This is a genomic window from Acinetobacter sp. ANC 4862 (genome assembly GCF_004336635.1).
GTDB lineage: Bacteria > Pseudomonadota > Gammaproteobacteria > Pseudomonadales > Moraxellaceae > Acinetobacter.
The window spans coordinates 1-11,334 of the sequence record NZ_SJXH01000058.1 but is presented as its reverse complement, the minus strand read 5'-3'; the positions used below and the strand labels follow the sequence as shown (position 1 = coordinate 11,334).

The 11,334-nt window shown below is 37.3% G+C and carries 11 protein-coding genes, 2 tRNA genes and 1 rRNA gene; 8 read left to right on the top strand and 6 right to left on the bottom strand.

Going from position 1 to position 11,334, the window contains the following annotated elements; translation table 11 throughout:
- The 3 genes from E0409_RS16625 to E0409_RS15920 all read right to left on the bottom strand — a co-directional run.
- On the bottom strand, window positions 1-250 hold a 250-nt coding region (locus E0409_RS16625), incomplete at its 3' end, for a hypothetical protein (protein WP_131292447.1).
- 861 nt (window positions 251-1,111) lie between these two features.
- Window positions 1,112-1,402: a hypothetical protein gene (locus tag E0409_RS15925; RefSeq protein ID WP_131292444.1), complete on the bottom strand. Its 291-nt coding sequence runs from the start codon at window positions 1,400-1,402 to the stop codon at window positions 1,112-1,114.
- Between the two features lie 283 nt (window positions 1,403-1,685).
- Window positions 1,686-2,150 carry a MarR family winged helix-turn-helix transcriptional regulator gene (locus E0409_RS15920; protein WP_131292441.1) on the bottom strand — a complete coding sequence of 155 codons (465 nt, stop codon included), beginning with the start codon at window positions 2,148-2,150 and terminating at the stop codon, window positions 1,686-1,688.
- A gap of 306 nt (window positions 2,151-2,456) precedes the next feature.
- Here E0409_RS15920 and E0409_RS15915 point away from each other — a divergent pair.
- A protein-coding gene (locus tag E0409_RS15915) for an IS3 family transposase (RefSeq protein WP_223235881.1) occupies window positions 2,457-3,589 on the top strand; the annotation gives its coding sequence in 2 pieces (ribosomal slippage) (window positions 2,457-2,709 and window positions 2,709-3,589; 1,134 coding nt in all).
- Window positions 3,590-3,908: 319 nt separating this feature from the next.
- Here E0409_RS15915 and E0409_RS16860 read toward each other — a convergent pair.
- Window positions 3,909-4,184 (bottom strand): hypothetical protein, encoded by a 276-nt coding sequence (locus E0409_RS16860; RefSeq protein ID WP_252151833.1) that lies wholly within the window; start codon window positions 4,182-4,184, stop codon window positions 3,909-3,911.
- Window positions 4,185-4,251: 67 nt separating this feature from the next.
- On the opposite strand from E0409_RS16860, the gene E0409_RS16855 reads away from it, so the two are divergent.
- The 4 genes from E0409_RS16855 (at window position 4,252) to E0409_RS15895 (ending at window position 7,184) form a co-directional block, all read left to right on the top strand.
- Window positions 4,252-4,515 (top strand): hypothetical protein, encoded by a 264-nt coding sequence (locus tag E0409_RS16855; RefSeq protein WP_252151832.1) that lies wholly within the window; start codon window positions 4,252-4,254, stop codon window positions 4,513-4,515.
- Between the two features lie 953 nt (window positions 4,516-5,468).
- A complete protein-coding gene (locus E0409_RS15905) occupies window positions 5,469-5,708 on the top strand; it encodes a hypothetical protein (protein ID WP_131292435.1) in 240 nt (79 codons plus the stop codon).
- A gap of 406 nt (window positions 5,709-6,114) precedes the next feature.
- A complete protein-coding gene (locus E0409_RS15900; RefSeq protein WP_131292432.1) occupies window positions 6,115-6,348 on the top strand; it encodes a hypothetical protein in 234 nt (77 codons plus the stop codon).
- A gap of 122 nt (window positions 6,349-6,470) precedes the next feature.
- The gene (locus E0409_RS15895; protein WP_131292429.1) at window positions 6,471-7,184 is read left to right on the top strand and encodes an IS5 family transposase; all 714 of its coding nucleotides are present in this window, start codon (window positions 6,471-6,473) and stop codon (window positions 7,182-7,184) included.
- Between the two features lie 136 nt (window positions 7,185-7,320).
- Here E0409_RS15895 and E0409_RS15890 read toward each other — a convergent pair whose 3' ends face one another.
- Complete coding sequence (locus tag E0409_RS15890; RefSeq protein ID WP_131292426.1) at window positions 7,321-8,190, bottom strand: IS982 family transposase; 870 nt, start codon at window positions 8,188-8,190, stop codon at window positions 7,321-7,323.
- Between the two features lie 82 nt (window positions 8,191-8,272).
- Window positions 8,273-8,566, bottom strand: coding sequence for a hypothetical protein (locus tag E0409_RS15885; RefSeq protein WP_213073380.1), 294 nt, complete (start codon window positions 8,564-8,566; stop codon window positions 8,273-8,275).
- 603 nt (window positions 8,567-9,169) lie between these two features.
- Here E0409_RS15885 and E0409_RS15880 point away from each other — a divergent pair.
- From E0409_RS15880 to E0409_RS15870, 3 genes are all read left to right on the top strand, one after another.
- A 16S ribosomal RNA gene (locus tag E0409_RS15880) occupies window positions 9,170-10,707 on the top strand.
- A gap of 61 nt (window positions 10,708-10,768) precedes the next feature.
- Window positions 10,769-10,845: transfer RNA gene (locus E0409_RS15875), tRNA-Ile, on the top strand.
- 45 nt (window positions 10,846-10,890) lie between these two features.
- A tRNA-Ala gene (locus tag E0409_RS15870) sits at window positions 10,891-10,966 on the top strand.
- Window positions 10,967-11,334 lie beyond the last annotated feature (368 nt).

Sequence of the window (11,334 nt, the reverse complement as noted above, 5' to 3'; positions counted from 1 at the left end):
TTATATTCACATTGCTCGTGGCTGAATTAACAGTACCTATAGAACTTGTCGATGTGCTATTTATTGTGGTCTTTCCTAGCCCAGAATAATAATCTGAATCCATGAGCTCAATCAGATTTGCTTGGACTAAATTCTCATTGGAACGAGTACTTGATGCTTTCCAACGCTGACTCCACTCATCAGATGTTGCATGAGTGTTACTCAGGAAACATACACAACATAAACCGACATTGAGCACTGATATTTTCATAATCTTTATCTTTACCGTCCTTTGATCTAATAATATTTTAAAGTCCTGTTCTTTGTTATTTAATAAGATTTATTTTTTATTTAAAATATTATTTCATACAAAATAAATAAAGGGGAGGGAATTTATTAGGATTTACGTATTTTTATTTTTTTAAAAACCTATATTATTGTTTTTAAATTAAAAATAGTTTTTAATTTATCATTTTAAAAATGTAATAAATTATTATATAAAAAATTTATTTTTAAATAAAATAATTGGTTAGTTAGTTAAATTAATATACTTTTCATGTCAAAAATAATAATTTTTTTATTTAAAAGAGAATATAATTATTGAGCTAATAATATTTCATAAAATTATAAGCCTATATTTTATCAGTCTTTTTATGAAATGTAACTTTTGTCACACTTTTCAATTAATTTAAATTATACATCACAATTAAAGTTATTTTTGACATACTCCCACCTCGGTGGGGTTTTACACAAGGTTGAGATAAATCTTTTCTATAACGGCCATGAACCTAATAGATATCTATTTTTTTAGAGAAAGGAAGTCATCACATGTACGCCATGACGTACAGCAATTTAGGGATTTTGCAGATAGGTGATCAGCAGTTTTTGCTTATGATGAACTCATACAGGAACAGGAAGTTCCGGGACAGAAAACAACAATGATAAGTTCTAATACCAGAATGTGAGGTAGAACAGTAGCTACCACAGATCTCACAATAAAAAACCCTGACAGGATGTCAGGGTTTTTTATTTCTGCTTTATAAGGTTTAAATCAGACCTGGAGGGGCATCAAGAATACGAATTAAAGTCACTGCTGGATTAATCGGATAACGATGACCTTACTTACAGTTTTTCAGTTCGGGCACTTCGCCCCCTCTGTTAGTTCTTGTTCTACATAACTTCTAACATCATCAATAAAATGATCGCCAGTTAAGACCTCATCAACAAAGACTTTATCTTCATGCCTAGTAAGAAATTTTTTCATATGTCCTAAATCATAACACCACTGAGACTCATCAGCAAAATAAGTAAAATCTACTGAGCCATTAACAGAATCACCATTGGAAAATTCAAAGCCAATTTCTGCACAATAACCCTGGGATGTTTTTATTGAATTAATCAAAGAAATTAATTGAATACGCATTTTTTAACCTTTTTGTTGTAATAACCCTTGATCCGCTACACATTGCCGTATCAGTTCCATAGGTTTTTTAATGTTTGATGTTCGACAACATCAACAAGCAACTTGCCTTGTTTACCCTGCTGTCTAATTGTATCCCAAATTTCTATATCCAACTTGGAAAGAATTTCAGCTTATTTCGCTGAATATCAACCAAGTTTAAGATACTTTACACAGTACCTTTTTATTTGAGATAAAATTTTCTATGCGAAGTCGAAATGTTAGAAACCATTTAATTCAACTTATATTAATGAACTAAGTTTTTGAAAATATGTTTAAGGTTTTCTAACAATTTTTCAACTTGGAGTGGTGTCAAACCTTCAAAGGTTTTTTCTAAAACGATGTGACTGAGATCGTTAATTTTTTGCGTCATTTGTTGTCCTTGATCAGTTAATATAACCCGTGTAATTCGACCATCATGTTCACAACAATAAGTATTAACTAATCCTTCCTCTTTTAAACGGTAAACAAGTTTCGTGGTGGTCGACATCTTGCAAATGATCATTTCAGATAAGTCAGATACACTTGCTTGGGGTTTGACTTTTAAAGCCAGTAAAAGACGACGACGAGAATGATCTAAGCCATATTTTTTTAAGGCATGATCAACTTTCTGTACATATTGAGCATGCACTTGAGTGATCCAATAATATGGAGAATTTTCTAAGTTAAAATCTGCTGATGCAGATAAAAACTTATCATATTTTTTTGTCATGGCCCCGACTCTATAACCAATTGCTTCAAATAGTAATATTTATTTGAAAATTAATACTATTTAAAACTTATTTACTTTAATTAATAACAATCATTAAATTCCTTCGAGAATTTACTGAGATATTAAACCTTATATAAATATAGCTCTCTAATTCTTCATGTGCTTCTTTGAGTACGTTTTATAATGAAAAATTAGAAAGCTAAATTTGCGCTGTAGTTAGAGGTGGATCAGGAAATTTGAACAACACTTATAAGTGATATTTTGCTCCCCAAATGATGTTATAAACATCAATATATGGAGTATTTTATGGCACGTAGACCAAGAAGAAATCATTCAAATGATTTTAAAGCTAAGGTAGCACTTGCTGCGATTAAAGCAGAAAAAACACTTGCTGAATTGAGTGCTGAATTTGATGTTCATCAAAACCAAATTATCGACTGGAAAAATCAACTGATTTCAGCTTCCTCGCAAGCTTTCGATCAATCAAAAGCTCCAACAGAACCACCCATCGATCTAAAAAAACTACATGCAAAAATCGGTGAGCAGGCATTAGAAATTGATTTTTTAGAAGGTGTGTTGAAGAAACTGGGCCGCTTCAACCACAAAAGTTAATCGATGACTCACTTCAGATTTCAGTATCTAAGCAAGCTCAGCTGCTGAAAGTCTCCCGTGGTTGTTATTACTATCGCCCAAAACCTGTGAGTGCATCAGATCTGAAGCTGATGCGGTGTATGGATGAGTTACATATGCAATACCCTTTTGCAGGTAGCCGGATGATGCGTGATTTGTTGAATCGTCAAGGACATCATATAGGACGACGTCATACACGTACTTTAATGAAGAAAATGGGCATTAATGCGTTATATTGCAAACCAAATTTAAGCCAGGCTAATCAAGCTCACCGCAAATATCCATATCTGCTCAAAGGATTGGCTATTCAGCGCAGTAATCAAGTGTGGTCTACGGATATAACGTATATCCCTATGGCAAAAGGCTTTGTTTATTTATGTGCTGTGATTGATTGGCATAGCCGCAAGGTACTTGCGCATAGAGTATCGATTAGTATGGAGGTTACATTTTGCATAGAAACATTAAATGAAGCTATTGAAAAATATGGTCGACCTGAAATATTTAATACAGACCAAGGCAGTCAGTTTACCAGTGATGCATTTATTGATGTATTGAAATCAAATGGCATTCAAATCAGTATGGATGGTAAAGGTCGATGGGTTGATAATGTGATGGTTGAACGATTATGGCGGAGCGTTAAATATGAAGAGGTGTATCTCAAAGCCTACAGCAATGTTTTGGATGCGAAGAAGCAATTAAACGCATATTTTGAATTTTATAATTTGAAACGACCTCATTCGAGTCTGGACAAAATGACTCCAGATGAGTTTTACTATGACCAGCTACCACAACAAAATAAGGTAGCTTAACTAGAGCAGAGTATCACTTATAAATAAGCTTTTAGTTGTTCAAACATGTGGGACCACCTCTAAAAGTATAGCTAGGCTTAATTTTATTTTTAGCTCTCTAGTTAGTTAACTAGTTAAGACGAACAGCGGCAACAAAAAAAACTGGATAGGTAATCACTGTCAGGAAAAGTACATCGGTAAGGTCAGAAGAACGATCAGCGATAAATTTGATTGACCTCGAAGGCCATTCTACCTTCATTTATTTTCTCATCTAAGGGAAAATGGCGCTGAAAGGCGATCGGGCCTGATCCAGTTTATTTCAAGTGTTTTCACTTATGATTCAAGGAGAACGTGCCATGAATTTCCCCAAAGTGTTGCTTATTGCTGGATGGGTTGCACTGTCTGCATCCGCCGCTTTAGCAGCTGACCAGCCCATGGCGGGTAAAAGTAGCTCAGCGGGAGCTTCCCCTGCAGCCAATAAGAATGCTATCGCCAGTGCAATGAGTGCAGCACCGAAAAAAGTAGGAGCAGCAGCCACTATCGTGGCTATAGGCGCTGATGGCAAGATGCGTACTTTGCGCAAAGGCACTAATGGTTTTACTTGTATGCCCGACAATCCAGCGACCCCAGGTCCTGACCCGATGTGTATGGATAAGGCAGCCCTAGAGTGGGCAGATGCCTGGATGAGTCACAAACCACCTACGGTGGGTAACGTCGGCTTCATGTATATGCTGGCAGGAGGAACTGATGCCAGCAATGTTGATCCCTATGCCAAGAAACCCACTGCTGGCAACCATTGGATCAAGACTGGACCTCATGTCATGATCGTTGGTGCTGAACCCCGCTTCTACGACATGTACCCTAAGAATGTCCAGCCGGACACCGCTGTTCCCTACATAATGTGGCCTGGAACGCCGTACCAGCACTTAATGATCCCGGTCAAGTAGTAAAAATACCGATAGGGTAATGCGTGGATGGTTAAACCATTAAATTCAGGAGTTCAATTTACTGATTTTCCTGCTAATAAGAAAATTAGCCATATAAGCTGTGGTTAATTCCTTATTATAATTATTGAAGTATAGATAGAATTCATAATTTAGAAGCTCATCGAAAGATGAGCTTTTTATTGTTGATAGTTTTACATCGCTGGGATGGAAAAGGTCAATATTTAGAGATATACGTTGGGCTAGTGAACTATTAACGCGACAGTAGTTTATTGAATGGATGAATTGTGTGGTATGTTTTACATACTATTACAAGAGTTAATCTTCCTATTATATGTGGACTTTTATCAAAAGCTTTAATATCGTTGATACTTATTTGATTTTATCCAGTTTATTAGTAATGTTTGTGGGGATAAGTTTTTGCACTTTAGTTCCTGTTTAGGAGAGTGGAAAAAATATCGGAAGCTCGGTCATTGATCGAGCTTTTTATTTGCTCTAAATTATTAATTTAGTTTGTCTGATAATTTGATTTAATTAACATTATTTTAATTTTTGGTATATTTCGCCACTGTAAATTACTGGATTAGTATACAAAATAACCTACAGAAACTAGCTGTAGTTTCTGCACCTCCCAAGGTGTTCTTAGTTTTATATCCATGCTTTACCAAGCATGGATTTTTTTTTGTCTGGAGAAAATATTTCCGATTTCCTAAAACCAATAATTTGCATTCAGATAGATGAATATGGTTTTTATGCCGTAACAATAGAATCCGAAAGAGTGGTAAGTGTGAAGAAAAGAGTAGTCAAATGGGCAAGAAGCACTGAGTTTCAATCCTCCTTAAAATATAAAATAAGTTTCTAGTTATAAAGAAACTATTACATATCTAATTATAAAATTTACAATTTTTACTGAATGCCTTTTTATAATATCTAGGAAAAATAACAGAGATAAAAAAATGCCTAAACTTCATAAATTAAAAGAGGTAAGTGCTACAAGTAATTGTGGCACAGAAATTATCGTAGAGCGGATTTATGAAAGAGTTTTAAATGACGCGAGTAACGACGAAACATGGAGACCCTTGCCTAAAATTGCGCTTACAGACAAAGTCATTGATTTAAGCTATGACGAAACATTTACTCATCCTCGAACGGGGATAGTCTTTAAAGTATTAAAGAGGAATATGCTTAAGCTATAAGGATGCACTCGAACTCTTTCCCAAGCTCCGTCTTGGATAATGGGGTAAATACTTTAAGTAAAAAGATAAGAAAGTTCATGTGAAATGCGCTTTTTGTACTAAATACTTAACAAATATTTTCTAAATTTTAAGAAAGATCTATGCAATATATACAGCTGATGATGAATACCCTATTCAATCGTATTTGAAATGTCACCATTGCTTAGAATGATATGGAAGTAAGAGTATTGTTAAATCAAAGCCCGGGTTTATGGCAGCATAATTAGAACAAACAAATTAGATGTTGAGTTTGGAAGATATGCCTGTATTCTGGTTGTATAATAATTAAGCGGATAAGGTGGCTCCAAAAAACTACCAACCTGATCGTTTTCTGTATCTTATTCTAGGTTATTTGTGGAGATGTAAAATGAAATTATCAGAACAAGTAAAACAAGCATTTTTTGATTACATAGACCAAAATTATAAAGTACCCAATTATTTATTAATAAGTCCCGATAGTTATAAAACGTTACTTGAGGAACGCAGTAATTTTATTACAACAACTCCCATGGATACGGGTATTGTGGATATGAAATTTCTAGGGTGTGAAATTGGGGTCGACCCAAACGATGGGCCTTCCTTTGAGTGGAAAAAGAAATAAATTAATTCTTCTTACGAGAGTTTCTTAATACTTAATTATTACTTGGGTGTGTTGACATTTGCTGTTCAAAAAAAATAGCGAGAAAGTAAAATTCAATCGCCAAACCAAATTTACTTCTCGCTATGCCTCGTACAATGCTGACTGATCAACACTGGTTAAAGCTGAAATCTATTCTCCATAATTTTGGTATTTATCTCAAACACAATCTTCGAAATTTTATTGAGGCTATTCTTTATCGGATTCGAACTGGGTGCCCTTGGCGTGATTTACCTGAAGTCTTCGGTAGGCCAAACTCGATTTTTAAGAAGTTCAGTCGTTGGTGTAAAGACAGCAAGTTACTAAAAGTATTTAAATTATTGTCAAATTATGCAGATTTAGAATGGGTATTTATTGATGCTAGTAAAGATCAAGCTATTTCCAAGAGCATTGGTGGAAATAGCTCTAAAATTCACTTAGCAGTGGATGCAAATGGAAATCCTGTTGAATTTATCATTGGTGATGGCACAACTTATGATGTGAAAGTTGCACCTGATTTAATTGACTGTTTGGATTTCAAAGAAACAGAAATATTGTGTGCAGATAAAGGCTATGATTCAGCATCACTCAGAGAAAAAATCAAGAATACTCAAACTAAAGCAAATATTCCCAAGAAATCTAATTCTAAATCCAGGAATGAACATATGGATTGGTATTTATATAAAATCAGACACTTAGTTGAAAACACATTTGCAAGATTGAAACAGTTCAGAGGTATTGCAACTCGTTACGATAAGCTAAAGTGGAACTACGAAAACTCAGTTGCTTTAGCCTGTATCTTTATTTGGTTACCATTATGAAATGTCAACAGACACTAATACTTTTATTTGATTGTATAAAAAAACAATTAAAAGCAGGGAATGAGGCAATGAGTACAATAGAAATGTTTGTGACTTCCTCTTCAACTTTAATGCTTATACTTAACCTAAATCCTGCTTAAGCCAATAATTCCATTACTCGAATAGCAGGCTTGTTTTGATGGCATAACTGGTAAGCACATAAAGAAGCATAAATTCCAGCTAAGTATCCTTCAATGCTTCTCGCTTTACTCGTCACCAAATGATATTTCCCTTTTAACAGGCTGAATAAAGTCTCTATTTTATTGCGTTGTTTTAAGTGATATTCATCTGTATTGGATAAACTAACAGCTTGCATATTCTTTCGGTGATAGGTAATTAAATCAGTACCTTGTGCTTTTAATCTGCTCTTTAATTCCTGACTGATATAGCCACGATCAGCATATAGCTTGGCTTTTAATCCTTCTACCAACCGTTCAACCATTTTAATATCTGCTGTATGCCCATTCGATAAAGCTGTACTGACCATGTCTCCTGACTGATTCATGATTAAATGCAGCTTACAGCCAAAGAACCATCCCATTGAACTTTTACCACGTGTTGCAATCGCTGCTAGAGATTTATGCCGTTGAATGCGCTGATTTTTGCATACAGGTAGTGTCGTCGAATCGATCCATAAATAATGACTCTGACAATCTTTCATCAAGGCAAAATGTAAAGCATGGAGTGCCAATTGATGTGCGCTGATGAGATGAACCATTCGCTGGTAACACGGTAAATATCTAAACAGTTGACTTTGATTTTGCTTTAATGAAAAGAAGAAGGCTTTGAAGTTATTGAAATGAGAGCATTTATACAAAATGGCGATGAATACGATTTCTGAAATTTTCAATTGAGAAGACCGCATTCTCAAACGCTTGTTGTTGTGTTTTAAAAATTGCCAATAGCTTGCTTCAAATTTCTGAAAAAAGTCATCAATGATGCAGAAGAAATATGTAAAATCGAACATGGTGGCTGAAGGCATAGGTGGTGTGGTAACTCCCTAATGGTTTTCAGTCACCTTTTTTTCAAGCTAATTTCTTATCCGCGATTTAGGTTAGATATTCAAAATCACTTCCTTTAGGTGCAATTTTTGGCAGATTTTCGAGGAGAGTATCCCAATTTATTTTTTCTTCATCTGCCCAATCTTTATCAATGTAGAAATATCTATTAATAAACCATTGCTTAACATTTGAATTACTATATTCAAGATTTCTTTGTCGATATAGATCAATAGACTGTTGTTGAGGTTCTTCTCGCTGTGCACCTTGCACTCTTACATAATCGATAGATCTTTTTGTTCCTAAAAATAAAGGTATGATCTCTTTATTTTGACCATCAGGCATAAAAACCCTATAGGGTTGCGCTACGTTAGCATAATTAATATGAGGAAAATATGAAACAGTCCATTATTTATTACAGTTTCCTATAGAAATTCATTGTTGAGATCATTTGCTTCAAACTGAGCAAGCTCGAAATAAAGACGATTAATTAAATGAATATTAGAAGTTAAATCTGTAATAAAAATCAGTTTGAAAACTCAATTTAAGTAGAAGTTCTTATAAATATGATTAAAAAATGGGTGAGAATACGATTTATTTAGCAAGTTAGCTGAAAAAATAAACACTCATGATGAATATATCATTTTAGGGGTTGCGCCCTTTCAGAAACTGTATAGAATACGCTGCATCCCGACGAGATAGACGGAAACGAACGAAGCGCGAAGCGTTGAGTTGTTGAGTTTATGGCGTTGAGTGACTTGTCTCTGACGAAGAGCAAGAAGATCATTAAGAGATTATGAAGAACAACTTGTGTGGATTTTTACTGGTTGATCGATCGAAATTATTTTCATTGATTGATGGTAGAAATTACTCGAAGTTTATTTGAGAAATATTTGTCAGAAAATTGATGAGCCAAGATTGGTGCCCTTTAAGGCACTAAGCAATATTAAACTGAAGAGTTTGATCATGGCTCAGATTGAACGCTGGCGGCAGGCTTAACACATGCAAGTCGAGCGGGGAAAGGTAGCTTGCTACCTRACTTAGCGGCGGACGGGTGAGTAATGCTTAGGAATCTGCCTATTAGTGGGGGACAACATTTCGAAAGGAATGCTAATACCGCATACGCCCTACGGGGGAAAGCAGGGGATCTTCGGACCTTGCGCTAATAGATGAGCCTAAGTCGGATTAGCTAGTTGGTGGGGTAAAGGCCTACCAAGGCGACGATCTGTAGCGGGTCTGAGAGGATGATCCGCCACACTGGGACTGAGACACGGCCCAGACTCCTACGGGAGGCAGCAGTGGGGAATATTGGACAATGGGGGGAACCCTGATCCAGCCATGCCGCGTGTGTGAAGAAGGCCTTTTGGTTGTAAAGCACTTTAAGCGAGGAGGAGGAGCTCTAGACTAATACTCTAGATGCTTGGACGTTACTCGCAGAATAAGCACCGGCTAACTCTGTGCCAGCAGCCGCGGTAATACAGAGGGTGCAAGCGTTAATCGGATTTACTGGGCGTAAAGCGTGCGTAGGTGGCCAATTAAGTCAAATGTGAAATCCCCGAGCTTAACTTGGGAATTGCATTCGATACTGGTTGGCTAGAGTATGGGAGAGGATGGTAGAATTCCAGGTGTAGCGGTGAAATGCGTAGAGATCTGGAGGAATACCGATGGCGAAGGCAGCCATCTGGCCTAATACTGACACTGAGGTACGAAAGCATGGGGAGCAAACAGGATTAGATACCCTGGTAGTCCATGCCGTAAACGATGTCTACTAGCCGTTGGGGCCTTTGAGGCTTTAGTGGCGCAGCTAACGCGATAAGTAGACCGCCTGGGGAGTACGGTCGCAAGACTAAAACTCAAATGAATTGACGGGGGCCCGCACAAGCGGTGGAGCATGTGGTTTAATTCGATGCAACGCGAAGAACCTTACCTGGTCTTGACATACAGAGAACTTTCCAGAGATGGATTGGTGCCTTCGGGAACTCTGATACAGGTGCTGCATGGCTGTCGTCAGCTCGTGTCGTGAGATGTTGGGTTAAGTCCCGCAACGAGCGCAACCCTTTTCCTTATTTGCCAGCGGGTTAAGCCGGGAACTTTAAGGATACTGCCAGTGACAAACTGGAGGAAGGCGGGGACGACGTCAAGTCATCATGGCCCTTACGACCAGGGCTACACACGTGCTACAATGGTCGGTACAAAGGGTTGCTACCTCGCGAGAGGATGCTAATCTCAAAAAGCCGATCGTAGTCCGGATTGGAGTCTGCAACTCGACTCCATGAAGTCGGAATCGCTAGTAATCGCGGATCAGAATGCCGCGGTGAATACGTTCCCGGGCCTTGTACACACCGCCCGTCACACCATGGGAGTTTGTTGCACCAGAAGTAGGTAGTCTAACCGYAAGGAGGACGCTTACCACGGTGTGGCCGATGACTGGGGTGAAGTCGTAACAAGGTAGCCGTAGGGGAACCTGCGGCTGGATCACCTCCTTAACGAAAGATTGACGATCGGTAAGAATCCACAACAAGTTGTTCTTCATAAAGATGTATCTGAGGGTCTGTAGCTCAGTTGGTTAGAGCACACGCTTGATAAGCGTGGGGTCACAAGTTCAAGTCTTGTCAGACCCACCACTATCTGACTACAGAGAAAAAGATACATTGACCTAATGATAAGCTGGGGACTTAGCTTAGTTGGTAGAGCGCCTGCTTTGCACGCAGGAGGTCAACGGTTCGACTCCGTTAGTCTCCACCATATATTCCTTCGGAATATATCGTTAAGTTAATAAATGATCAGTCAGTTGGCTGATAGTTTAGTCCTTAAGCAAACAGTATGATGGCTTATAGAGCTTAGCAACAAGAAGGCGTAGAATGCGCTGCGTTGTTATTAAGCTCTGTGATTTATCACAGTGTTTTAAACCTGACCTGACGAAGGCAAGTTTATTCATTAACAGATTGGCAAATTTGAGTTGAAATAAATTGTTTAACTCAGAACTGAATTGAAGTTAGCAGTAACTTGTTACTGTTAAGTGAAATGAAGAACTGAGAACTAGCGATTAACTGAATCAAGCGTTTTGGTATATGAATTCAATTGAAGCTGTACTGCAGTTCAATCTGCGAAAC

Bases quoted from the DNA above. Each gene is read 5' to 3' on its own strand.
- E0409_RS15900 (WP_131292432.1), top strand. From the start codon at position 6,115: ATGAAATTATCAGAACAAGTAAAACAAGCATTTTTTGATTACATAGAC.
- E0409_RS15890 (WP_131292426.1), bottom strand. From the start codon at position 8,190: ATGTTCGATTTTACATATTTCTTCTGCATCATTGATGACTTTTTTCAG.
- E0409_RS15925 (WP_131292444.1), bottom strand. From the start codon at position 1,402: ATGCGTATTCAATTAATTTCTTTGATTAATTCAATAAAAACATCCCAG.
- E0409_RS15895 (WP_131292429.1), top strand. From the start codon at position 6,471: ATGCCTCGTACAATGCTGACTGATCAACACTGGTTAAAGCTGAAATCT.
- E0409_RS15885 (WP_213073380.1), bottom strand. From the start codon at position 8,566: ATGCCTGATGGTCAAAATAAAGAGATCATACCTTTATTTTTAGGAACA.
- E0409_RS15920 (WP_131292441.1), bottom strand. From the start codon at position 2,150: ATGACAAAAAAATATGATAAGTTTTTATCTGCATCAGCAGATTTTAAC.
- E0409_RS16855 (WP_252151832.1), top strand. From the start codon at position 4,252: ATGAGTCACAAACCACCTACGGTGGGTAACGTCGGCTTCATGTATATG.
- E0409_RS15905 (WP_131292435.1), top strand. From the start codon at position 5,469: ATGCCTAAACTTCATAAATTAAAAGAGGTAAGTGCTACAAGTAATTGT.